Source organism: Pseudomonas sp. NPDC089554 (assembly GCF_050280645.1).
Taxonomy (GTDB): domain Bacteria; phylum Pseudomonadota; class Gammaproteobacteria; order Pseudomonadales; family Pseudomonadaceae; genus Aquipseudomonas.
In genome coordinates this window covers 1-23,012 of record NZ_JBNNVR010000057.1, presented here as the reverse complement: position 1 = coordinate 23,012, position 23,012 = coordinate 1, and the positions used below count along the sequence as shown (strand labels likewise).

The 23,012-nt window shown below is 63.7% G+C and carries 20 protein-coding genes; 17 read left to right on the top strand and 3 right to left on the bottom strand.

What is annotated here, in order from left to right; translation table 11 throughout:
• Positions 1-9 precede the first annotated feature (9 nt).
• Positions 10-894, bottom strand: coding sequence for a heme/hemin ABC transporter substrate-binding protein (locus ACQKPE_RS16985; protein WP_427667625.1), 885 nt, complete (start codon positions 892-894; stop codon positions 10-12).
• A 149-nt stretch (positions 895-1,043) separates the two neighbouring features.
• On the opposite strand from ACQKPE_RS16985, the gene ACQKPE_RS16980 reads away from it, so the two are divergent.
• On the top strand, positions 1,044-1,361 hold the full coding sequence (locus tag ACQKPE_RS16980; protein WP_427667623.1) for a Rieske (2Fe-2S) protein: 318 nt from the start codon (positions 1,044-1,046) through the stop codon (positions 1,359-1,361).
• Here ACQKPE_RS16980 and sfsA read toward each other — a convergent pair.
• Positions 1,351-2,064: a DNA/RNA nuclease SfsA gene (sfsA, locus tag ACQKPE_RS16975; RefSeq protein ID WP_427667621.1), complete on the bottom strand. Its 714-nt coding sequence runs from the start codon at positions 2,062-2,064 to the stop codon at positions 1,351-1,353. The genes ACQKPE_RS16980 and sfsA overlap by 11 nt on opposite strands.
• Entirely contained in the window at positions 2,064-3,236 is a 1,173-nt protein-coding gene (locus tag ACQKPE_RS16970) for a pyridoxal phosphate-dependent aminotransferase (RefSeq protein ID WP_427667620.1), read from the bottom strand. Before ACQKPE_RS16970 ends, sfsA begins: the two co-directional genes overlap by 1 nt.
• A gap of 210 nt (positions 3,237-3,446) precedes the next feature.
• Here ACQKPE_RS16970 and dksA point away from each other — a divergent pair, with 210 nt between their 5' ends.
• The 16 genes from dksA to ACQKPE_RS16890 form a co-directional block, all read left to right on the top strand.
• A complete protein-coding gene (gene dksA, locus ACQKPE_RS16965; protein ID WP_375098718.1) occupies positions 3,447-3,893 on the top strand; it encodes an RNA polymerase-binding protein DksA in 447 nt (148 codons plus the stop codon).
• Positions 3,894-3,957: 64 nt separating this feature from the next.
• Positions 3,958-4,845: a tRNA glutamyl-Q(34) synthetase GluQRS gene (gene gluQRS / locus ACQKPE_RS16960; protein WP_427667618.1), complete on the top strand. Its 888-nt coding sequence runs from the start codon at positions 3,958-3,960 to the stop codon at positions 4,843-4,845.
• Positions 4,846-4,993: 148 nt separating this feature from the next.
• Positions 4,994-5,170, top strand: a complete 177-nt coding sequence (locus ACQKPE_RS16955) for a hypothetical protein (RefSeq protein ID WP_003250005.1) — start codon at positions 4,994-4,996, stop codon at positions 5,168-5,170.
• Entirely contained in the window at positions 5,154-8,129 is a 2,976-nt protein-coding gene (locus tag ACQKPE_RS16950) for a sensor histidine kinase (RefSeq protein WP_427667616.1), read from the top strand. Before ACQKPE_RS16955 ends, ACQKPE_RS16950 begins: the two co-directional genes overlap by 17 nt.
• A 4-nt stretch (positions 8,130-8,133) precedes the next feature.
• The gene (locus ACQKPE_RS16945) at positions 8,134-9,570 is read left to right on the top strand and encodes a sigma-54-dependent transcriptional regulator (protein ID WP_427667615.1); all 1,437 of its coding nucleotides are present in this window, start codon (positions 8,134-8,136) and stop codon (positions 9,568-9,570) included.
• 734 nt (positions 9,571-10,304) lie between these two features.
• Positions 10,305-11,693: a polynucleotide adenylyltransferase PcnB gene (locus tag ACQKPE_RS16940; protein WP_427667613.1), complete on the top strand. Its 1,389-nt coding sequence runs from the start codon at positions 10,305-10,307 to the stop codon at positions 11,691-11,693.
• A 2-nt stretch (positions 11,694-11,695) separates the two neighbouring features.
• Positions 11,696-12,175 carry a 2-amino-4-hydroxy-6-hydroxymethyldihydropteridine diphosphokinase gene (folK, locus tag ACQKPE_RS16935; RefSeq protein WP_427667611.1) on the top strand — a complete coding sequence of 160 codons (480 nt, stop codon included), beginning with the start codon at positions 11,696-11,698 and terminating at the stop codon, positions 12,173-12,175.
• A 251-nt stretch (positions 12,176-12,426) separates the two neighbouring features.
• Entirely contained in the window at positions 12,427-13,227 is an 801-nt protein-coding gene (gene panB, locus ACQKPE_RS16930; RefSeq protein ID WP_427667610.1) for a 3-methyl-2-oxobutanoate hydroxymethyltransferase, read from the top strand.
• The gene (panC, locus tag ACQKPE_RS16925; RefSeq protein WP_427667608.1) at positions 13,224-14,087 is read left to right on the top strand and encodes a pantoate--beta-alanine ligase; all 864 of its coding nucleotides are present in this window, start codon (positions 13,224-13,226) and stop codon (positions 14,085-14,087) included. The genes panB and panC overlap by 4 nt, the downstream gene beginning before the upstream one ends.
• A 181-nt stretch (positions 14,088-14,268) precedes the next feature.
• Positions 14,269-15,933 carry a glucose-6-phosphate isomerase gene (gene pgi / locus ACQKPE_RS16920; protein ID WP_427667606.1) on the top strand — a complete coding sequence of 555 codons (1,665 nt, stop codon included), beginning with the start codon at positions 14,269-14,271 and terminating at the stop codon, positions 15,931-15,933.
• Between the two features lie 230 nt (positions 15,934-16,163).
• Positions 16,164-18,098, top strand: coding sequence for an acetate--CoA ligase (acs, locus tag ACQKPE_RS16915; protein WP_427667604.1), 1,935 nt, complete (start codon positions 16,164-16,166; stop codon positions 18,096-18,098).
• An 86-nt stretch (positions 18,099-18,184) separates the two neighbouring features.
• Entirely contained in the window at positions 18,185-18,487 is a 303-nt protein-coding gene (locus tag ACQKPE_RS16910) for an ArsR/SmtB family transcription factor (protein WP_427667603.1), read from the top strand.
• A gap of 153 nt (positions 18,488-18,640) precedes the next feature.
• Positions 18,641-19,624 (top strand): zinc-dependent alcohol dehydrogenase family protein, encoded by a 984-nt coding sequence (locus ACQKPE_RS16905; protein ID WP_427667601.1) that lies wholly within the window; start codon positions 18,641-18,643, stop codon positions 19,622-19,624.
• Between the two features lie 33 nt (positions 19,625-19,657).
• Positions 19,658-19,987 (top strand): antibiotic biosynthesis monooxygenase family protein, encoded by a 330-nt coding sequence (locus ACQKPE_RS16900; protein ID WP_427667600.1) that lies wholly within the window; start codon positions 19,658-19,660, stop codon positions 19,985-19,987.
• Positions 19,988-20,018: 31 nt separating this feature from the next.
• Positions 20,019-20,888, top strand: a complete 870-nt coding sequence (locus ACQKPE_RS16895; RefSeq protein ID WP_427667598.1) for an oxygenase MpaB family protein — start codon at positions 20,019-20,021, stop codon at positions 20,886-20,888.
• A gap of 80 nt (positions 20,889-20,968) precedes the next feature.
• The coding region (locus ACQKPE_RS16890; protein WP_427667596.1) for a DUF748 domain-containing protein at positions 20,969-23,012 on the top strand (2,044 nt) is incomplete at its 3' end.

Sequence of the window (23,012 nt, the reverse complement as noted above, 5' to 3'; positions counted from 1 at the left end):
CCCTTGGCGTCATTGTGTGAGGCTGGCCTTGGCCGCAGGGTAGAACGCCCCTGCCAGTTCACGCAGGGTGGCCGGCAACCGAGGGCCGAGGCCGCCTACCAGCAAGGTAGGGTCGAGGGACACCAGACGCTTGTCACGCACCGCCCGGGAGGCGGCCAGCGCCGGGTTTTCCTTGAGCAGTGCTTGCAGGGCCTGCTCACCGTCGAGCGCCCGGTCGGAGAACACCACGACATCCGGGTCCAGCGCCGCCAGGGCCTCGGTGGAGAAGTTCTTGTAGCCCTGGTGCTCGGCCAGATTACGCGCGCCGGCCTGGCGCAGCAGCCAGTCGCCCGACGTACCGCTACCGGCAATCAGCGGTTTGGCGCCAGCATGGCCGACCAGCAGCAATACCCCCGGTGCCTTCTGGCCTGTCTGGGCCTGCTTGACCGCAGCCTGCAACTGATCGAGCTGCTGGTGATAACTGGCCGCCAGCTCGCTGGCTTTCTGCTCGGCGCCCAGCAGGCTGCCCAACTGCTTGAGGTTCTGGTCGACCGCCGCGAGATCGGCCTGGCTGGAGAACAACTCGACACGCACCCCGGCGTTGCGAATTTGTGCCAGCACCGGCGGTGGGCCCATCTCCTCGGTGCCCACCAGTACGTCCGGGCGCAGGCTGAGAATGCCTTCGGCCGAGAGCTGGCGCTGGTAGCCGATGCTTGGCAGGGTCTTGAGCGATGCCGGGTGCTGGCTGGTGGTATCGACGCCCACCAACCGCGCCTCGCCGCCCAGGGCGCTGACCCATTCGCTCAGCGCGCCTCCGGCGCTGACCCAGCGTTGCGGCAGCTCAGCGGCCAGGGCGGAGGTAGAAAGGGCAAGCGCGGCACACAAGGCGGCCAGGGCAGCAGGACGGCGCATCATCGGGTTCCTTTGCAAAAGGCGGGCGGGCGCCTTGTGGCGCCCGGCAGAACTGCGCACCATGGCAGGGCTGGCGCAGCGGATGCGGGCAATTTGATAATTATTCGCATTGAAGCGTCAAGCTACCTTACGTATCAAGAGTCATACCTGTAATGCACTTGCTCTGTTCTTCCACCGCCCTGCCCGAGGGCCACAGCCGCGCTTTCAGCGTAGCCGGTGAAAAGCTGCTGGGCGTACGCCGCCAGGGCCGGGTGTACGTTTATCGCAACCGCTGCCCGCACCGGGGTATTCCATTGAATGACGCCACAGAACACTTTCTCGACGACAGCGCCAGCCTGATCCACTGCGCGCACCATGGTGCCTTGTTCCTGATCGAGTCCGGCGAATGCGTGGCGGGGCCCTGTGAGGGCGAGGCGTTGCAAGCACTGGGCTGCGTGGAAGACAGCCAGGGCATCTGGCTCAAGGGTTGAGCAGCACCGGCAATGGCCGGTCGATGACGATACCTTCCGCGTCCAGGCGAGTGCCGTAGGCCAGCACCTCTACCCCGTCCGCTACTGCAGCGCGCAAGGCCTGGGCATAGGCGGCATCGATCTCCTCGGCGGGGCGCACCGCCTCGATGCCCGTGAGGTTCACGCAATACAGCTGCACGGCCCGCACGCCCTGACGGGCCAACGCTGCCAGCTCACGCAGGTGCTTGGCCCCTCGCTGGGTGACGGCATCGGGGAAGGCCGCGACCGCCGAATCGGGGTAACCCAAGGTCACGCTTTTCACCTCGACATAGGCCGGGCCGCTGGCAAACTCCAGGCGAAAATCAATGCGGCTGCGCTCCTCGCCATAAGGCACCTCGCGCTTGAGCGCGGTAAAGCCAGCCAACTCGACGATACACCCCTCGCGCAGCGCCTCCTCCACCAGCGCATTGGCCCGTCCGGTGTTGATGCACGCCAGCCTGGCCTGCGGGGTCTCGCTGATTTCCCAGGTGCCGGGCAGCTTGCGCTTGGGGTCGTTGGAGCGGCTGAACCACACCTGGCCACCTTCGCGCATGCAATTGAGCATCGAGCCCGTGTTGGGGCAATGGATGGTCAGCTGCTCGCCGCTGGCCAGCTCGATATCGGCCAGGAAGCGTTTGTAGCGGCGCAGCAGGCGCCCCTGTTCGAGTGGAGGATGAAAACGCATCAGCCTTGCCAGCTCCGCAGGCCCCGGGCGATGCGCTGCACCGCTTCTTCCAGGCGCGGCAGGCTCTGGGTGTAGGCGAAGCGCACGTGGTGGCTGGCCTGGTAGCGGCCGAAGTCCAGGCCCGGGGTGAAGGCCAGGTGCTCGGTTTCGAGGAAGTGCCGGCAGAAGGCGAAGGCATCGCCACCGAAGGCGCTGATGTCGGCATATAGATAGAAGGCGCCCTGGGGCTCGACGGCGATGTTGAAACCCAGTTCGCGCAGCGCAGGCAGCAGGTAGTCGCGACGGCGGGCGAACTCTGCCCGGCGCTCTTCGAGGATCGCCAGGGTACGCGGCTCGAAACAGGCCAATGCGGCGTGCTGGGCCATGCTAGGGGCGCTGATGTAGAGGTTCTGCGCCAGTTTTTCGAGGTCTGCGACCGAATCGGGTGGTGCGACCAGCCAACCGAGGCGCCAGCCGGTCATGCCGAAATACTTGGAAAAACTATTCAGGACGAAGGCGTTGTCGTCCACTTCCAGCACACTGGGCGCATCCATCCCGTAGGTCAGGCCATGGTAGATCTCGTCGACCACCAGGTGCCCCTGGCGCTCGCGAGTGGCCTGGGACAGGCCGGCCAGGGCCTCGCGATCGAGCACCGTGCCGGTAGGGTTGGCGGGCGAAGCGACCAGCGCTCCGACGGTGTCCTTGTCCCAGTAGCGCTCCACCAGGTCGGGGGTCAGTTGGTAATTGACCTCCGGCCCTACCGGCACCAGCTGCGCACCACCTTCGACTAAGCGCAGGAAATGGCGGTTGCAGGGGTAGCCTGGGTCGGCGAGCAACCAGTGCTTGCCAGGGTCTACCAGCAGGCTGCTGGCCAGCAGCAGCGCACCGGAGCCGCCGGGAGTGACGAGGATGCGCTCAGGGTCGACCGACACGCCATAACGCTGACCATAGAAGCCAGCGATTGCCTCACGCAGCGCAGGCAGGCCACGGGCAGCGGTGTAGCGGGTGTGGCCCGCCGCCAGCGCGGCCTGCCCGGCCTCGACGATGGGTGCGGCGGTGGTGAAGTCCGGCTCGCCGATCTCCAGGTGGATCACGTCATGGCCGGCGGCCTGCAACTCGTTGGCTCGGCCCAGCAGCGCCATGACGTGGAAGGGTTCGATGGCGCGGCTACGCGCACTGTGGGAGTGGGCCATGACCTTCTCTCAATTGGGTCTAAACTGGTGATTCTACCGTTGGGAAACACCGAACGTGCGACTTCGCCTGCTGTCAATACCTGGCATAGGCCGGGGTAGCGCACCCCCGAGCTATCTGGTAAGTTCGGCGGCTCGCAGTCGCAGGGCCGGCGGTCGCCGGAGATGGAGCATCCTGCGCATTGGATCAGATGAGTGAGAGGCGGTCTATTCATGTCCACCGTAGAAAAGCAAAAAACCGGTCAGACCATGTACGGTGTCGAGCCTTATAAGGAAACCAAGGGCGAAGAGTACATGGGCGAGCCCATGCGCAAACACTTCACCAAGCTTCTCGGTGCCTGGAAACTCGAACTGATGAACAGTGTCGACCAGACCGTAACCCATATGAAGGACGAGGCAGCCAACTTCCCGGACCCTGCGGACCGCGCAAGCCAGGAAGAAGAGTTTGCCCTCGAACTGCGCAACCGCGACCGTGAACGCAAGCTGATCAAGAAGATCGACAAGACCTTGCAGAAGATTCAGGACGAAGAATACGGCTGGTGTGATTCCTGTGGCATCGAGATCGGCTTGCGCCGCCTGGAAGCCCGCCCAACCGCCGACCTGTGCTTCGACTGCAAGGAAATCGCGGAGAAAAAGGAAAAGACGGTCGGCAAAGGCTGATCTCTCTTCCACACGAACGGGGCGCATCATGCGCCCCGTTGCATTTACAGACCCAGCAGAACCCATGAAAGACGCACCCTACATCGGGCGCTTCGCCCCCACGCCCAGCGGCTTCCTGCACTTCGGCTCACTGGTGGCCGCTCTCGCCTCCTGGCTCGATGCCCGCGCCGTGAACGGTCGTTGGCTGTTGCGCATCGAAGACACCGATCCGCCCCGCGAAATGCCCGGTGCCCGCGACGCCATCCTCACGAGCCTGGAACGCTACGGCCTGGAATGGGACGGCGAAGTGGTGTGCCAAAGCCAGCGCCATGACGCCTACGCCGAGGTGGTCGAGCGTCTGTTCAACATGGGGCTGGCCTACGCCTGCACCTGCTCGCGCAAGCAGTTGGAAGGCTATGGCGGCATTTACCCAGGGCATTGCCGCAACCGACTGCATGCCCGCGAGGACGCCGCCATCCGCCTGCGCGTACCCGAGCTGACCTATCGCTTCAGCGACCGGGTGCAAGGCGAGTTCCAGCAGCACCTGGGCCGCGAGGTGGGTGACTTCGTCATCCAGCGCCGCGACGGCCTGTATGCCTATCAACTGGCAGTAGTACTGGACGACGCCTGGCAGGGGGTCACCGACATCGTGCGCGGCGCCGACCTGCTGGACAACACCCCGCGCCAGTTGTACCTGCAAGAGTTGCTGGGCTTTTCGCAACCGCGCTACCTGCACATTCCGCTGATCGTGCAGCCGGACGGGCACAAGCTGGGCAAGTCGTATCGCTCGCCGCCGCTCGATATCCAGCAGGCGACGCCACTGCTGTTGAGGGCTCTGCGGGCGCTGGGCCAGGACACCGACCCAATGTTGGAAGGCGCTACACCGGCCGAGGTGCTAGCGGTGGCGCGCCAGCAATGGAAGCCGGAGCGCATTGCGCAGCAGATGACCGTGCCGGAGGCCACGCTACAGTGAGCCTGCACCGGCACAGAGCCACCTAGAAAATCAAAAGCCCAGCAAATTCAAACCCTTGGCGAACACCACCGAATCCCGCTAGCATCGCCACCGGCATTTGCGCCAATAATAACGACAAGCCCGCAGCGCCCAACCCTTTGAGGCCCGCATGTATATCTATCGTTTGGTCCTGCTTCTGGTCGTGGGGATCTACCTGTTCTCCCCGGCCATCATGGACTGGTGGATCGAACCGACCGGCGCCTGGTACCGCCCGTACCTGCTCTGGCTGATCCTGATCGTCGTCACCTTCATCCTGCAGAGCCAACGAGATGCCGATGAGCTTTAGCCTGACCCAGATGATCCTGATCAGCGCCGCCTACCTGCTGGTGCTGTTCGGCGTGGCCTGGGTCAGCGAACGCGGGCTGATCCCGCGCTCGATCATCCGCCACCCACTCACCTACACCCTGTCCCTTGGCGTCTACGCCAGCGCCTGGGCTTTCTATGGTTCGGTGGGCCTGGCCTACCAGTACGGTTATGGCTTCCTGGCCTGCTACCTGGGGGTTTCCGGGGCGTTCCTGCTGGCGCCGGTGCTGCTGTACCCGATCCTGAAGATCACCCGCACCTACCAGCTCTCGTCCCTGGCTGACCTGCTGGCGTTTCGTTTTCGCAGCACCTGGGCCGGCGCGCTGACCACCATCTTCATGCTGATCGGCGTGCTGCCGCTGCTGGCCCTGCAGATACAGGCCGTGGCCGACTCCATCAGCATCCTCACCGGCGAGCCGGTCAAGGCGCGGGTGGCGCTGGCGTTCTGCGCGCTGATCATCCTGTTCACCATCTTCTTCGGCTCGCGCCATATCGCCACCCGGGAAAAACACGAAGGGCTGGTGTTCGCCATCGCCTTCGAGTCGGTGATCAAGCTGCTGGCCCTCGGCGGCGTGGGGTTGTACGCGCTGTATGGCGTGTTCGGCGGGCCATACCAGCTGGAGGTGTGGCTGTTGCAGAACCAGACCGCCTTGGCGGCGCTGCACACGCCCTTGCAGGAAGGGCCATGGCGCACACTGTTGCTGGTGTTCTTCGCCTCGGCCATCGTCATGCCGCACATGTACCACATGGCCTTTACCGAGAACCTCAACCCGCGTTCGCTGGTCAGCGCCAGCTGGGGCCTGCCGCTGTTCCTGCTGCTGATGAGCCTGGCGGTGCCCTTGATCCTGTGGGCCGGCCTGCGCCTGGGGGCGAGCACCAACCCGGAATACTTCACCCTGGGCCTGGGGCTCGCCGCCAACAACCAGGCACTGGCATTACTGGCCTATATCGGTGGGCTCGCATCGGCAAGCGGCTTGATCATCGTCACGACCCTGGCGCTTTCGGGCATGGCGCTGAACCACTTGGTACTGCCGCTCTACCAACCGCCGGCGGAAGGCAACATCTACCGTTGGTTGAAATGGACCCGCCGCGCGCTGATCGTGGCCATCATCCTGGCCGGCTTCGCCTTCTACCTGACCCAGATCTACCACCAGAGCCTGGCCAACCTTGGCATCGTCGCCTTCGTCGCGACCTTGCAATTCCTGCCGGGGGTGCTTTCGGTGCTGTACTGGCCGACTGCCAACCGGCGTGGTTTCATCGCTGGGCTGTTGGCCGGCATGCTGGTGTGGACCATCACCATGCTGCTGCCGCTGCTGGGCAACGTGCAGGGCTTCTACATTCCGCTGCTGGACATGATCTATGTGCTGGACGACACCAGCTGGCACATGGCGGCGATCGCCTCGCTGGCGGCCAACGTGCTGCTGTTCACCCTGATTTCGCTGTTCACCAATGCCAGCAGCGAGGAAGTCAGCGCCGCCGAGGCCTGCGCCGTGGACAACGTACGCCGCCCGCAGCGCCGCGAGCTGCACGCGGCCTCGCCCCAGGAATTCGCCACGCAGTTGGCCAAGCCCCTGGGCGCGAAAGCGGCGCAGAAGGAAGTGGAGCAGGCGCTGCGCGACCTCTACCTGCCCTTCGACGAACGCCGCCCCTATGCCCTGCGACGCTTGCGCGACCGCATCGAAGCCAACCTGTCCGGGCTGATGGGGCCGAGCGTGGCCCAGGACATGGTCGAGACCTTCCTGCCCTACAAGTCGGGCAACGAAAGCTACGTCACCGAAGACATCCACTTCATCGAAAGCCGCCTGGAAGACTACCACTCGCGCCTCACCGGCCTTGCCGCCGAGCTCGATGCCCTGCGCCGCTACCACCGCCAGACCTTGCAGGAACTGCCCATGGGCGTCTGCTCGTTGGCCAAGGACCAAGAGATTTTGATGTGGAACCGGGCCATGGAAGAGCTGACCGGGATCGCTGCCAAGCATGTGGTCGGCTCGCGCCTGGTGAGCATCGCCGAACCTTGGCGCAGCCTGCTGCAAGGCTTCATCAACGTACCCGACGAACACCTGCACAAGCAGCGCCTGGCCCTTGATGGCCAACCGCGCTGGCTCAACCTGCACAAGGCGGCCATCGACGAGCCGCTGGCGCCCGGCAACAGTGGCCTGGTGCTGCTGGTGGAAGACCTCACCGACACCCAGGCCCTGGAAGACAAGCTGGTGCACTCCGAGCGCCTGGCCAGCATCGGGCGCCTGGCGGCGGGGGTGGCCCACGAGATCGGCAACCCGATCACCGGCATCGCGTGCCTGGCGCAGAACCTGCGCGAAGAGCGCGAGGACGATGGCGAGATCACCGAGCTGTCCAGCCAGATCCTCGAGCAGACCAAACGCGTCTCACGCATCGTGCAGTCGCTGATGAGCTTCGCCCACGCCGGCGGCAGCCACCAGAACAGCGAAGAGCCGGTGAACCTGGCCGAAGTGGCGCAGGATGCCATCGGTCTGCTGGCGTTGAACCGGCGCAATTTCGAAGTACAGTTCTTCAACCTTTGCGACCCGGACCACTGGGCCGAGGGTGACCCGCAACGCCTGGCCCAGGTGCTTATCAACCTGCTGTCCAACGCCCGCGATGCCTCGCCGCCCGGCAGTGCCGTGCGCGTACGCAGCGAGGCCAACGAGCACACCGTCGACCTGGTGGTCGAGGATGAAGGCAGTGGAATTCCCAAGAACATCATGGACCGCCTGTTCGAACCCTTCTTCACCACCAAGGACCCTGGCGAGGGAACCGGACTGGGGCTCGCTCTGGTCTATTCCATCGTGGAAGAGCATTATGGGCAAATCACCATCGACAGCCCGGCCGATATCGAACGGCAACGTGGTACCCGGATCCGCGTGACCCTGCCCCGGCATGTCGTAGCGACGTCCCCTGAAATTCGAGACCGTCGAGAGAATTGAATCAATGCCGCATATTCTGATCGTCGAAGACGAAACCATCATCCGTTCGGCCTTGCGCCGCCTGCTGGAACGTAACCAGTACCAGGTCAGCGAAGCCGGCTCGGTGCAGGAAGCCCAGGAACGCTTCAGCATTGCCACCTTCGACCTGATCGTCAGCGACCTGCGCCTGCCTGGCGCCCCCGGCACCGAGCTGATCAAGCTCGGCCAGGGCACCCCGGTGCTGATCATGACCAGCTATGCCAGCCTGCGCTCGGCAGTCGACTCCATGAAAATGGGCGCGGTCGACTACATTGCCAAGCCGTTCGACCATGACGAAATGCTTCAGGCTGTTGCGCGCATCCTGCGCGACCGACAAAACGCCCCCGCAGCGGTGGCCGAACCTCGGGCCAACGGCAAGGCACCCGCCGACAAGGCTGCCAGCAATGCTGCCAACGGCGAAATCGGCATCATCGGTTCGTGCCCGCCCATGCAGGACCTGTACAGCAAGATCCGCAAGGTCGCGCCCACCGACTCCAACGTATTGATCCAGGGCGAGTCCGGCACCGGCAAGGAGTTGGTCGCTCGCGCCCTGCACAACCTGTCGCGCCGGGCCAAGGCACCGATGATCTCGGTGAACTGCGCGGCCATTCCGGAAACGCTGATCGAGTCCGAGCTGTTCGGCCATGAGAAAGGCGCTTTCACCGGCGCCAGCGCTGGCCGTGCCGGCCTGGTCGAGGCGGCCGACGGCGGCACGTTGTTCCTCGACGAGATCGGCGAGCTGCCGCTGGAAGCCCAGGCTCGCCTGCTGCGCGTACTGCAGGAAGGCGAGATCCGCCGGGTCGGCTCGGTACAATCGCAGAAAGTCGATGTGCGCCTGATCGCCGCGACCCACCGCGACCTGAAGAACCTGTCCAAGGCCGGGCAATTCCGTGAAGACCTCTACTACCGCCTGCACGTCATCGCCCTGAAGCTGCCAGCCCTGCGCGAGCGCGGCAGCGATGTGAACGAAATCGCCAACGCCTTCCTCGCGCGCCAAAGCGCGCGTATCGGCCGTGATGACCTGCGCTTCTCCAGCGAAGCCGAACAAGCGATACGCCACTACAGCTGGCCCGGTAACGTGCGTGAACTGGAAAACGCCGTGGAGCGCGCGGTGATCCTCAGTGAAAGCGCGGAAATTTCCGCCGACCTGCTGGGCATCGACATCGAGCTCGGTGACCTTGAAGACGACGACGGCCTGGGCAGCCTGCCGGTGATGACAGGCGCCAGTGCCAATAACGCCAGCCACGAGCCGACCGAAGACCTGTCGCTGGAAGACTACTTCCAGCACTTCGTGCTCGAGCACCAGGACCACATGACCGAGACCGAGCTTGCCCGCAAGCTGGGTGTCAGCCGCAAGTGCCTGTGGGAACGCCGCCAACGCCTGGGCATTCCGCGGCGCAAGAGCAACGCGACCAGCGAGTAAGCTACCTCGAGCCACTGGCGCATTCCAAAATCCTCCGGGATGCGCCAGCCTCGCCATCACCACGCCACCAGGTAACACCCCCGGTTACTGTGAAAAATCTGTTACCTCAGCTTGCAAGACGTAACAGCCACGAGGCGTACGGTAACGAAATTTCTACATTTCCCGCCTAGCCGCTTACCACAAAATCTCTCAAACCATTGATTTTGCTGGACTTATAAAAGTTGGCACGGCACCTGCTATATCTTTCGTACAAGAACAATAACAAGCACGGCAACTCAAAATAAGAACAAGACGAAACGGCTCACGCACAATAAAAACAAGATGGCGGAGGCGAGGCTAACTGATTCTTTTGGAGAGGATGCACGTTTGGGGCTTGCCCCACGACCAGGCAGAGAACAACAAAAACTGCACTAAAAAGCAGCGCCTGAACTGGTTGGATCGCAAGATCAGCATGACATCAGCGACCAAAGCAATCCGTTTGCTGTTCACCCCCAATTGGGGGTGGCTCACAAGGTTTGATTTGTGGGCAGGGCACTCAACAAAAACAAGAAGCCCAACAGAAAAACAATAAGAGCACGCAACGACTTCTTGGGGAGCTTAGGCTCCCCATGTCGTTTCTCCCTCCTGTATCACCCCGCCGCCTACACCATCCCGAGAGTAAATGCTAGAATCCCGCGCCATCATGCGGCCATTCTCCTATTCTTGGCCGAACATTCCTTCAAACAGTGCATCCCATGCTGAAGAAGCTGTTCCAGTCTTTCCGTCCACCCGTCCATGCTCAGCATCACCGGCGTACCACGCCTGAAGTGATCAACAAGAGCCAGCACTCGCTGCAGCGCAGCCAGTTCAGCCGTCACGCCGTGAGCATCGTCGAGCGTTTGCAGGGCGCTGGCTACCAGGCCTACCTGGTCGGCGGCTGCGTGCGCGATCTGCTGCTGGGTATCACTCCCAAGGACTTCGACGTCGCCACCAGCGCCACCCCCGAGCAGGTACGTGCGGAATTCCGCAACGCCCGCATTATCGGGCGCAGGTTCAAGCTGGTGCATATCCACTTTGGTCGCGAGATCATCGAGGTCGCCACGTTCCGGGCCCACCATTCCGAAGAGGACCAAGGTGACGCTCACCGTTCGTCGCACAACGCCGCCGGGCGTATCCTGCGCGACAACGTGTACGGCACCCTCGAGGACGATGCCCAGCGCCGCGACTTCACCATCAACGCCCTGTACTACGACCCGGTTAGCGAGCGCATCCTCGACTATGCCAATGGCGTGCACGACATCCGCAACCGCCTGTTGCGCCTGATCGGCGACCCGACCCACCGCTACCAGGAAGACCCGGTGCGCATGCTGCGGGCCGTGCGTTTCGCCGCCAAGCTGGACTTCGGCATCGAGAAGCACACCGTGCAGCCGATTCGCGAACTGGCCAAGCTGTTGCGGGAAATTCCCCCAGCGCGGCTGTTCGAGGAAAGCCTCAAGCTGTTCCTCTCCGGCCAAGGCGCAATGGCCTTCGAGATGCTGGTGGACCTGAACCTGTTCGAGCCGCTGTTCCCGGCCAGCAGCCAGGCCCTGGAAGAGCGCCCGACCTATACCCATACGCTGATCAGCCAGGCGCTGGCCAACACCGACCTGCGCGTCAAGCAAGGCAAGCCGGTCACCCCGGCCTTCCTGTTCGCCGCCCTGCTCTGGCCAGCCCTGCCGTCGCGCGCGCTGTACCTGCAAAGCCAGGGCGTGCCGCCGATTCCCGCGATGAACGAAGCGGCCCACGACTTGATCGCCGAGCAGTGCCAGCGCATTGCCATTCCCAAGCGCTTCACCCTGCCGATTCGCGAGATCTGGGACATGCAGGAGCGCCTGCCACGGCGCAGCGGCAAGCGCGCCGACCAGTTGCTGGACAACCCACGCTTCCGCGCCGGCTACGACTTCCTGCTGCTGCGTGAGAGCGCTGGCGAGGAAACCGATGACCTCGGCCAATGGTGGACCGACTACCAGGACGCCCATGACAGCGAACGTCGCGACATGATCCGCGAACTGGGCAGCCGTGACGAAGGCGCCAGCAGCGCCCCGCGCAAGCGCAAACGCAGCCCCAGCAAGCGCAAGTCCGGCGGTGACGAGGCCTGGGACTGAGCATGACGGTACGCGCCTACATCGGCCTGGGCAGCAACCTGGATGCCCCGGCCGAACAGCTGCGCAGTGCACTCGAGGCCCTGGGCAACGTCGAGCAGACACAACTGGCCGCCGCCTCGGCCTTCTACACCAGCGACTCGCTGCTGCCCGGCCAGCCACGCTACACCAACGCCGTGGCAGCGCTGGATACCGGCCTTGCGCCACTGGCGCTGCTCGACGCGCTGCAAGCGATCGAGAACGACCAGGGCCGCGAGCGCAAGGAGCGCTGGGGCCCACGCACGCTCGACCTCGACCTGCTGCTGTTCGGCGACCAGGTGATCGACGTGCCACGCCTGAAGGTGCCGCACTACCACATGCACGCTCGCCCCTTCGTTCTTTACCCGCTGGCCGAACTGGTGCCGCAAGGCTTCCACCTGGCCGATGGCCGCAGCCTTGCGCAATTGCTCGAAGCGTGCCCGTTCGTCGGCCTGGAACGCTTGTAAACCGGGCGTTCCAGCCAAGGGTAACGCCAGTAACACCCTGTTAGTAACAATGCGGTAACAGGGTCATTGACTTCCCCCCCCTCGCTCACGACTATAGGCCTCCCGCGGCGCCTGTATGCCGCTTCACACCCATTTAGGCCCGGAAAGCCCTGCGACCCGAACATCACGCTCGATGATGTGGCGCTCCGGAAGATGAATACACGCGTTGTACGCAGCCGTTTTTCACAGCGCCTGAACGAGGATCTTGCTACATGCCTGAAGTAACCCTGACCACCCTGAATAGCCTCAAGGCCAAGGGCGAGAAAATCACCATGCTGACCTGCTATGACGCGACCTTCGCCAAGGTCGCCAGCGAGGCCGGCGTAGAAGTGCTGCTGGTGGGGGATTCCCTGGGAATGGTCCTGCAGGGCCACGACAGCACCCTGCCTGTCACCACCGCCGACATGGCCTACCACACCGCCTGCGTGAAACGCGGCAACCAGGGTGCGTTGATCCTGGCCGACCTGCCGTTCATGGCCCATGCCACCCTCGAGCAAGCCTTCGACAACTGCGCCACGCTGATGCGTGCCGGCGCCCACATGGTCAAGGTCGAAGGCGCAGCCTGGCTGGCCGAGACCATTCGCCTGCTGGCCGACCGTGGCGTGCCGGTGTGCGCGCACATGGGCCTGACGCCGCAGACCGTCAACGTGCTCGGTGGCTACAAAGTACAGGGCCGCCAGGAAGCCCAGGCGCGGCAGATGCGTGCCGATGCCATCGCCCTGGAGCAGGCCGGCGCGGCCATGCTGCTGCTCGAATGCGTGCCCAGCGAGCTGGCGGCGGAAATCACCCAGGCAGTGGGTATTCCGGTAATCGGTATCGGCGCCGGTAGTGCTACCGATGGTCAGGTACTGGTGCTGCACGACATGCTCGGCCTGTCGTTGAGCGGCCGCATGCCGAAGTTCGTGAAGAACTTCATGGAAGGGCAGCCGGATGTGCCAAGCGCCCTGGGCGCCTATGTGAAGGCGGTCAAGGACGTCAGCTTCCCGGCCAGCGAACACGGGTTCAGCGCATGAATACCGTCAAGACCGTGCTCGAACTGCGCGCCGCCGTGGCGCGCGCACGCGGCGAGGGCAAACGCATCGGCTTCGTGCCGACCATGGGTAACCTGCACAGCGGCCACGCCGCGCTGGTGGTCAAGGCCGCCCAGCGCGCCGACTTCGTGGTCGCCAGCATCTTCGTCAACCCACTGCAGTTCGGCGCGGGCGAAGACTTGGACAAATACCCGCGCACCCTCGCGGCGGACCAGGAAAAGCTCCTGGAGGCCGGTTGCCACCTGTTGTTCGCCCCCACAGTCGACGAGATGTACCCCGATGGCATGAGCGTGCAAACCCGCGTCGCCGTGCCGCAACTCTCCGAAGGCCTGTGCGGCGCCAGCCGCCCTGGGCATTTCGAGGGCGTGGCGACCGTGGTCAGCAAGCTGTTCAACATGGTCCAGCCCGACCTTGCCGTGTTCGGCGAGAAGGACTACCAGCAGTTGGCGGTGATCCGCGCCATGGTGCGCGACCTGAACATGCCGATCCAGATTATCGGTGAGCCCACAGTGCGCGCCGAGGACGGCCTGGCGCTGTCCTCGCGCAACGGCTACCTGAGCGCCGAGCAGCGTGCTACGGCACCGGTGCTGTATCGCGTGTTGAGCCAACTGGCCGAGGCGCTGCGCCGTGGCCGCCGCGACTACGCAGCGCTGCTCGCCGAGGGCCAGGCGCAACTGGTGGACGCCGGGTTCCGTGCTGACTACCTGGACGTGCGCCACGCCGTGAACCTGCGCCCGGCGCAGGTGGACGACCGTGACCTGGTAATTCTCGGCGCCGCGTACCTGGGCAGCACGCGGTTGATCGACAACCTCTACCTGCACCTGGACCAACCGGCTGCCTGATCACATCGGCCTCATCGCGGAGCACGTCCGCGATGAGGCCGACAGCGTCCTTTCATAAATATTTCCGCCCGCCTCCCCCACCCCCATTCCCGCCGCACAGCCAATGCCTATAATGCAAAATTCTGCAACTGGCAGTGCTTGCCAGTGTCACAGCCTGACATGCCCCAAGGAACCACCCGCAATGGCGTATTACCGTACTCCCCACGATGTGACGGCGCTGCCCGCCTGGCAGGCGCTTGTGCAACACCGCGACGCCATGCAGGGCTTCAGCATGCGCGAAGCCTTCGCCGCCGACGCCAAGCGTTTCGAACAGTTTTCCCTCAGCAGCTGTGGCCTGTTCCTCGACTACTCGAAGAACCTGATCAACGAACAAACCCGTGACTTGCTGGTGGGGCTGGCCAACGAAGTCGGCCTGGCCGAGGCCATCGGGTCGATGTTCAGCGGCGAGATCATCAACGCCTCCGAAGGCCGCCCGGTGCTGCACACCGCGTTGCGTCGCCCGGTCGGCGACAAGCTGAACGTCAATGGCGTCAACGTGATGCCTGAAGTACACAAAGTGCTCAACCAGATCACCGAACTGGTCGGTCGCATCCATGACGGCCTGTGGCGTGGCTACAGCGAAAAGCCGATCACCGACGTGGTGAACATCGGCATCGGCGGCTCGTTCCTTGGCCCCGAGCTGGTCTCCGAGGCGCTGCTGCCTTATGCCCAGCGGGGCGTGCGCTGCCACTACCTGGCGAACATCGACGGCAGCGAGTTCCACGAGCTGTCGGCCAAGCTGCGCGCCGAAACGACCCTGTTCATCGTCTCGTCGAAATCCTTCAACACCCTGGAAACCCTGAAGAACGCCATGGCCGCCCGTACCTGGTACCTGGCCCAGGGCGGCTCGGAGGCCGAGCTGTACCGCCACTTCATCGCGGTGTCGAGCAACAAGGCCGCCGCCGTGGCCTTCGGTATCCGCGAAGAGAACATTTTCCCGATGTGGGACTGGGTAGGTGGGCGTTACTCGCTGTGGTCGGCCATCGGCCTGCCGATCGCCCTGGCCATCGGCACCGCCAACTTCAAGGAGCTGCTGTCGGGCGCCTACACCATGGACCAGCACTTCCAGACAGCGCCGTTCGAGAAGAACATGCCGGTGCTGCTGGCCCTGCTCGGCGTGTGGTACGGCAACTTCTGGGGGGCGCAAGCCCACGCGATCCTGCCGTACGACCACTACCTGCGTAACATCACCAAACACCTGCAACAGCTGGACATGGAGTCCAACGGCAAGAGCGTGCTGACCGACGGCACCCCGGTGAAAACCGATACCGGCCCGGTGATCTGGGGCGGCGTGGGCTGCAACGGCCAACATGCCTACCACCAGTTGCTGCACCAGGGCACCCAGCTGATTCCGGCGGACTTCATCGTGCCGGTGGTCAGCTTCAACCCGGTGGCCGACCACCACCAGTGGCTGTACGCCAACTGCCTGTCGCAGAGCCAGGCGCTGATGCTCGGCAAGACCCGCGAGGAAGCCGAGACCGAGCTGCGTGCCAAGGGCGCGAGCGAGTCGGATATCGAGAAGCTGGCGCCGCACAAGGTCATCCCCGGCAACCGCCCGAGCAACACCCTGGTGGTCGAGCGCATCAGCCCGCGTCGCCTTGGCGCGCTGGTGGCGATGTACGAACACAAGGTGTTCGTGCAAAGCGTGGTGTGGGGCATCAACGCCTTCGACCAGTGGGGCGTGGAACTGGGCAAGGAATTGGGCAAGGGCGTTTACCAGCGCTTGGTGGGCAGCCTGGAAGACAGCGCCGAAGATGGCTCTACCCAGGGCCTGATCAACTACTTCCGCGGCCGCCATCGCGGCTGACTTGAGGTCCATTCGCGGGTAAACCCGCTCCCACAGGCTCTTCACTGCGCGTCAGAGCGGCGCAGAACCTGTGGGAGCGGGTTTACCCGCGAAGCAATCACCGCGTTACCTTTCCAATCTGAACAGCATCAACCGCTACACTGTCCTATCGAATAGCCGTTGCACGTTTCCCGCCTGCGTGCCAGGCCCGCGTGCAGTCCAATGCCCCTACAAGAGCAGGACAACCCGCCATGTTCGATATCAAGAACTACCCCCAAGCCCTGGCCGTCAGCCAAGGCGCCGCCCTTTCCGACGACGAATACCGCCGCCTGTACCGCCAGTCGGTGGACGACCCCGATGTCTTCTGGGCCGAGCAGGCCAAGCGCCTGGACTGGGTCAAGCCCTGGTCCAGCGTGCAGCAATGCGAGCTGAAGACCGGCAAGGCGCGCTGGTTCGACGGCGGCCAGTTGAACGTCAGCTACAACTGCATCGACCGTCACCTGGCCAAGCGTGGCGAGCAGACCGCGCTGCTATGGGAGGGCGACGACCCCAACGACTCCAAGGCCATCAGCTACCGCGAACTGCATCGCCAGGTCTGCCGCCTGGCCAATGCCTTGAAAGCGCGCGGCGTGAGAAAAGGCGACCGGGTGTGCATCTACATGCCGATGATCCCCGAAGCCGCCTACGCCATGCTGGCCTGTACACGTATCGGCGCGATCCATTCGGTGGTGTTCGGCGGCTTCTCGCCCGATGCCCTGCGCGACCGCATCCTCGACGCCGACTGCCGCACCGTGATAACCGCCGATGAAGGCGTACGCGGCGGCAAGCGCATCCCGCTCAAGCAGAACGTCGACAAGGCCCTGGCCAGTTGCCCGAACGTCTCGAGCGTGTTCGTGGTCAAGCGCACCGGCGCCGAGGTGGCCTGGAGCGAAGACCGTGACCTCTGGTACCACGAGGCTACCGACCAGGCTGCCGACGACTGCCCGCCAGAGCCGATGGGTGCCGAAGACCCGCTGTTCATCCTCTACACCTCCGGCAGCACCGGCAAACCCAAGGGCGTGCTGCACACCACCGCCGGCTACCTGTTGCAGGCCACGCTGACGTTCAAGACGGTGTTCGACTACCGCGATGGTGAGGTGTTCTGGTGCACCGCCGACGTCGGCTGGGTCACCGGCCACAGCTACATCCTCTACGGCCCGCTGGCCAATGGCGCGATCTCGGTGATGTTCGAAGGCGTGCCCAATTACCCGGACAGCTCGCGCTTCTGGCAGGTGGTGGACAAGCACAAGGTAAACATCTTCTACACCGCCCCCACCGCCCTGCGCGCCTTGATGCGCGAAGGCTCCGGCCCGTTGCAGGGTACCTCGCGCCAGAGCCTGCGCCTGCTCGGCAGCGTCGGCGAGCCGATCAACCCCGAGGCCTGGGAATGGTACTTCGAGGAAGTGGGGCAAAAGCGCTGCCCCATCGTCGACACCTGGTGGCAGACCGAAACCGGCGGCATCATGCTCACCCCCCTGCCCGGCACCCCGCGCCTCAAGCCCGGCTGCGCCACACAACCGATGTTCGGTGTACAACCGGTGCTGCTGGATGAAAAAGGCAAGCTGATCGAAGGCCCAGGGGCTGGGCTGCTGGCAATCAAGGCGAGCTGGCCGGGGCAGATCCGCAGCGTGTATGGCGACCATCAACGCATGGTCGACACCTACTTCAAACCCATGCCTGGCTACTACTTCACCGGCGACGGCGCGCGCCGCGATGCCGATGGCGACTACTGGATCACCGGGCGTATCGATGACGTGATCAACGTCTCCGGCCACCGCATCGGCACCGCCGAAGTGGAAAGCGCGCTGGTGCTGCACGACAGCGTTGCCGAGGCCGCCGTGGTCGGCTATCCGCACGACCTCAAGGGCCAGGGGGTGTACGCCTTCGTCACGACCATGAACGGGGTGACGCCGGACGATGCGCTCAAGGCCGAGCTGCTGGCCCTGGTGAGCAAGGAAATCGGCAGTTTCGCCAAGCCGGAACTGATCCAGTGGGCGCCGGCACTGCCCAAGACCCGCTCGGGCAAGATCATGCGGCGCATCTTGCGCAAAATCGCCTGCAACGAGCTGGACAACCTGGGCGACACCTCGACCCTCGCCGACCCCAGCGTGGTGCAAGGGCTGATCGACAAACGCCTCAATCAGTAAGGCAATTCAGGGCGACTTTTACCGGTCGTCCTGTTCTTTTAAAAAAGCGCATTGACATATCGGTAAATCTCGATATTATTCACCCCATGGAACTACTAGACATATTCAAGGCGCTCTCGAACCGTACCCGGCTAGAGATCCTCAAAGGCCTTAAAGACCCGGCGAAACACTTTCCTCCCCAGGACGAAGGTGACGTGATGGTCGTAGGGGTTTGCGTCAGCAGCATCCAGGAAGGCGTAGGGCTTTCGCAGTCGACCGTCTCCGACTACCTGGCAACCCTGCAACGCGCAGGCTTGATCGAGGTTCGAAGGATCGGCCAGTGGACCTACTACAAACGCAACGAAGCGGCCATCACGGCGCTTGCGGAGTTGATCGGCAGAGAACTGTAGGTTTTCTGCTTGCACCTTGATATCGAAATTTCTCGATATCCCTTTTTACCGAAACAAAATGGAGGCTTGCCTCCAGAAATGAACCGGCGTTTTTCTACATCACATAAAATCGATATTTCTCGATATTCCTTTTTGACGAAATGAGGTCACACCATGAAAGCGATGATTCTTGAAGCCTTTGGCGCCCCTGAAGTGTTCCAGTACCGCGACGTCCCCAAGCCAACCCCGCAGGCCGGGCAAGTGCTGGTACGGGTATATGCCACCTCGATCAACCCGCTGGACTACCAGGTACGCCGCGGTGACTACGTCGACTACGTACCCCTCCCCGCCATCACTGGCCACGACGTATCCGGCGTGGTCGAAGCCGTCGGCGAAGGTGTGACCGTCTTCGTACCTGGCGATGAAGTCTGGTACACCCCGCAAATCTTCGACGGCCCAGGCAGCTACGCCGAATACCACGTCGCCGCCGAGAGCATCGTCGCGAAGAAGCCAAAAAACCTCACTCACCTGGAAGCGGCAACCCTGACGCTGGTAGGCGGTACCGCCTGGGAAGCGCTGGTTGGACGTGCGGCACTGCGCGTCGGTGAGAGCATCCTGATCCACGGCGGTGCAGGCGGTGTCGGCCACGTCGCGATCCAGGTGGCCAAGGCCATGGGCGCCAAGGTGTTCACCACCGTGCGTGAAGAGAATGCCGAGTTCGTGCGCCAGTTGGGCGCCGATGTGACCATCGACTACGAGAAAGAAGACTACGTCGAGGCCATCCTGCGTGAAACCAACGGTCATGGCGTCGACGTGATCTTCGACACCATCGGCGGCGACGCCCTGACCCGCAGCCCGGACGCCCTGGCACAACTGGGCCGCGTGGTGTCGATCGTCGACATCGCCCAGCCACAGAACTTGATCCAGGCCTGGGGCAAGAACGCCAGCTACCACTTCGTCTTCACCCGCCAGAACCGCGGCAAGCTCGATGAGCTGAGCGCGCTGGTCGAACGTGGCCAACTGCGTCCGCACGTCGGCGCCGTGTACTCGCTGGCCGACCTCGCCGCAGCCCATACCCTCCTGCAGACCCCGAACAATGGCCTGCGCGGGAAAATCGCCATCGCGGTCGTGCCTGAGTCCGAAACCACCCAAGGCTAACAGCCAGCTTCACTGTTGAACTCGAGGATTGCCATGATCTACGAAATTGCCGTGTTGCCCGTTCACAAGGAGCGTATCGACACGTTCAAGCAAGCCTTCGCCGAGGTCGCACCCTTGCTCAGCCGAGCCAAGGGGCACATCAGCCATGTACTCGCTCAAGGGGTGGAAACCCCCGAGCAGTTCAACCTGATCGTGCAGTGGCAATCGCTCGAGGACCACGCCCCACGTTTCGAGGCCAGTGACGACCACCAAACCTTCATGGCCCACCTGGAAACGTATTTTTCCCAGGAGCCGACGGTTTATCATGTCCAAGGGGCCGCTTTCGCCGCCACCAAGGCGGGGCCCTTGAGCCTCAACTTCTAGACGGTCGCCGTGGCGGCCCATATAGGCCGCCATGGAAACCTTACGCCGTCGCATCGAAAACCAGGTCATGAGCCTTACCGGGCTGTCGCTCGGCACACTCGACCTGGAATCGCCCAAGGGCGACCCTGGCCTGTTCGGCCCCGGTAGCGTGAGCTGGCGGGTCCACGGCGATTTCACTAGCATGCTGATCGGCGGTATCAGCGCGCTGATGCTGCAAGTGTTGCACCCCCTCGCCCTGGCCGGGGTGTGGGACCACTCCAACTTCCGCCATGACCTGCTCGGCCGCCTGCGCCGCACCAGCCAGTTCATCTCCGGCACCACCTTCGGCTCGACAGAGAATGCCGAACGGCTGATCGAAAAAGTCCGCACCATCCACCTGAAAGTCGTCGGCACCGCGCCGGATGGCCGCCCCTATGCCGCCAGCGACCCCGACCTGCTGACCTGGGTGCATGTGGCCGAAGTCAGCAGTTTCCTCGCTGCCCACCTGCGCTATCGCAACCCCTACATGAGCCGCGCCGACCAGGACCGCTACTACGACGAGATCGCCCTGATCGCCGAACGCCTTGGCGCGCGTGACGTTCCCCGCTCCTGCCGCCAGGTGCAGGACTACCTGCGACGCATGCGCCCACAACTGCAATGTGACGCCCGTAGCCTGGAGGTAGTAAGCATCCTCCTCGACGCCCCAGCCCCCAGCCGCTTGGCAGAACCGGTCGGAAAACTGATGCTGAACGCCGGCATCGACCTGTTGCCGACCTGGGCCGCCGACATGCTCGACCTGCACATGGGCACCCTGCAGCGAGGCGCAGTACGCCTTGGGGTGGAAGGTGCCGCCCCGGTGCTGCGCTGGGCCATGCGCAATGGTTCGTCACAGCGGGCGAAGCGGCGGATGGACCTGGATTGAGGTGAAAACGCGCGGTGCTTCGGAACCGATTTAACGTGCCATACTCCAAACACCCCTGCTCCAGACAGACGACGCCACAAATGCCCAAAGGATTGACGCGCGCCCTCGGCGCCTTGCTGGCCATCGTGGCCCTGTACAGCCTGATTGGCTTCTTCATTCTTCCTGGCGTCGCCCTGCGTATCGCCAACCAGCAACTGGCGCAGTACGCGACCGTGCCCGCACAGGTGCAACGCATCGAACTCAACCCCTTCAGCCTGGAGCTCACTGTCTGGGGCCTGCAGATCGGCGAACCGGGCAAGGAGCAGGTCGGCTTCGAACGTCTATACGCCAACCTGTCGCTGGACAGCCTGTGGAGCGGCGCCCTGCACCTGGATGCCGTCGAGCTCGACAAGCCTCGCACCGAGCTGCTGTTCGCCAAGGACGGCAGCCTCAACCTCACCCAGCTGTTCAAGCTGCCGCCCAGCGAGCCCAAGCCTGAAGAGCCGCCCAGCGACCCCTTCCCACTGCGCATTGCCAGCATCAAGCTCAGCGACGGCTACCTGCACTTCCAGGACCTGCGCCCCAGTGAGCCGATCGAGTTCCTCTACGACGCGATGAACCTGGAGCTGAAGAACCTCAGTACGCTGCCGGACGACAACGCCGACATGACCCTGGTGGCCAACGGCCCGGAAGGCGGGCGAATCGACTGGAGCGGTACCTTGAGCCTGGCGCCGATCGCCTCCCAAGGCACCCTGAAGGTCACCGACGCCAAGATGAAGCTGTGGTGGCCCTACGTACGCGACGCCGTGCCGCTGGTACTGGAAGACGGCATATTGAGCCTCGATACCCACTACACGCTGAACCTCTCCAAGCAAACCGAGCTGCGCCTGGAGAACACCTCGCTGCGTGTCGCGCCCTTCGCCATCAAAGCGCCGGATGGCCGCCCGTTGGCGCGCCTGGCCAGCCTGGAAGTCAGCGAAACCTCCATCGACCTGGCCAAGCAATTGGTCACCGTGGGCAAAGTGCGCAGCGAGAAGCTGGAAACCTGGGCGGCCCTGGAAAGCGACGGCCAGCTCGACTGGCAGAAACTGTTCGCCAGCCAGCCCGCCAAGGCAACAACGAAAGAGAAAAACGCCCCCGCTGCCGCTGAACCAAGCGCCGAGGAGCAGGCCGCCAAAGAGCCCAGCAAGCCCTGGCAGGTACTGCTCAAGGACGTACAAGCGCGCAACTACATGATCCACCTCGCCGACCGCAGCCAGAAAGAGCCGGTGGCGCTGGACGTCGGCCCGCTCAACCTCGACCTGCAGAACTTCGACAGCCTCAACCAGTCGCCCTTCACCCTCAAACTGGACACCGGGGTAGGCCGCCAAGGCAAGCTACAGGCCGCGGGGCAGGTCAACCTGGCCCCGGTCACCGCCAAGCTGGACATCAGCACCCGCGACATCGACCTGCGCGTGGCACAGGCCTACATCAGCCCGTTCATTCGCCTGGAGCTGCGCAGCGGCATGCTTTCCAGCGACCTCAACGTCGACCTCAAGAGCACCGAGCCGCTGGCCTTCAGCATTGGCGGCAAGGCCCAGGTCAACCAGCTGCATACCCTCGATACCATCAAGGACCGCGACTTCGTCAAATGGCAGCAGGTGAACGTCGATGGGCTGTCCTACGTGCATGGCGATGCCCTGTCGATCGACAAGGTCACCCTGCAACAGCCCTATGCACGCTTCATCATCAACGAAGACCGCACCACCAATGTCGATGACCTGCTGATCCCGCAACCCGCCGAGGCACCGGCCAGCGGCCAGGCCAAGGCCGCCAGCGCGAGCGCTCAGAAGCCGCTGGGTATCCGCATCGGCCAGATCGACATCAACGACGGCTCGGCCAACTTCGCCGACCTGACCCTGACCCCGAACTTCGCCACCGCCGTCCAGCAGCTCAACGGCCAGATCGGCACCCTCGACAACCGCAAGCCGCTACCCGCCAAGGTCGACGTCAAGGGCAAGGTAGACCGCTATGCACCGGTCACCATCAAGGGTGCGCTGAACCCCTTCGACCCCATGGCCAGCCTGGACATCGCCACCAGCTTCAAGCGGGTCGAGCTGACCACCTTGACCCCCTACTCCGGCAAGTTCGCGGGCTTTCGCATTC

Coding starts and splice junctions, on each gene's coding strand:
- ACQKPE_RS16985 (WP_427667625.1), bottom strand. CDS start 894: ATGATGCGCCGTCCTGCTGCCCTGGCCGCCTTGTGTGCCGCGCTTGCC.
- ACQKPE_RS16980 (WP_427667623.1), top strand. CDS start 1,044: ATGCACTTGCTCTGTTCTTCCACCGCCCTGCCCGAGGGCCACAGCCGC.
- sfsA (WP_427667621.1), bottom strand. CDS start 2,064: ATGCGTTTTCATCCTCCACTCGAACAGGGGCGCCTGCTGCGCCGCTAC.
- ACQKPE_RS16970 (WP_427667620.1), bottom strand. CDS start 3,236: ATGGCCCACTCCCACAGTGCGCGTAGCCGCGCCATCGAACCCTTCCAC.
- dksA (WP_375098718.1), top strand. CDS start 3,447: ATGTCCACCGTAGAAAAGCAAAAAACCGGTCAGACCATGTACGGTGTC.
- gluQRS (WP_427667618.1), top strand. CDS start 3,958: ATGAAAGACGCACCCTACATCGGGCGCTTCGCCCCCACGCCCAGCGGC.
- ACQKPE_RS16955 (WP_003250005.1), top strand. CDS start 4,994: ATGTATATCTATCGTTTGGTCCTGCTTCTGGTCGTGGGGATCTACCTG.
- ACQKPE_RS16950 (WP_427667616.1), top strand. CDS start 5,154: ATGCCGATGAGCTTTAGCCTGACCCAGATGATCCTGATCAGCGCCGCC.
- ACQKPE_RS16945 (WP_427667615.1), top strand. CDS start 8,134: ATGCCGCATATTCTGATCGTCGAAGACGAAACCATCATCCGTTCGGCC.
- ACQKPE_RS16940 (WP_427667613.1), top strand. CDS start 10,305: ATGCTGAAGAAGCTGTTCCAGTCTTTCCGTCCACCCGTCCATGCTCAG.
- folK (WP_427667611.1), top strand. CDS start 11,696: ATGACGGTACGCGCCTACATCGGCCTGGGCAGCAACCTGGATGCCCCG.
- panB (WP_427667610.1), top strand. CDS start 12,427: ATGCCTGAAGTAACCCTGACCACCCTGAATAGCCTCAAGGCCAAGGGC.
- panC (WP_427667608.1), top strand. CDS start 13,224: ATGAATACCGTCAAGACCGTGCTCGAACTGCGCGCCGCCGTGGCGCGC.
- pgi (WP_427667606.1), top strand. CDS start 14,269: ATGGCGTATTACCGTACTCCCCACGATGTGACGGCGCTGCCCGCCTGG.
- acs (WP_427667604.1), top strand. CDS start 16,164: ATGTTCGATATCAAGAACTACCCCCAAGCCCTGGCCGTCAGCCAAGGC.
- ACQKPE_RS16910 (WP_427667603.1), top strand. CDS start 18,185: ATGGAACTACTAGACATATTCAAGGCGCTCTCGAACCGTACCCGGCTA.
- ACQKPE_RS16905 (WP_427667601.1), top strand. CDS start 18,641: ATGAAAGCGATGATTCTTGAAGCCTTTGGCGCCCCTGAAGTGTTCCAG.
- ACQKPE_RS16900 (WP_427667600.1), top strand. CDS start 19,658: ATGATCTACGAAATTGCCGTGTTGCCCGTTCACAAGGAGCGTATCGAC.
- ACQKPE_RS16895 (WP_427667598.1), top strand. CDS start 20,019: ATGGAAACCTTACGCCGTCGCATCGAAAACCAGGTCATGAGCCTTACC.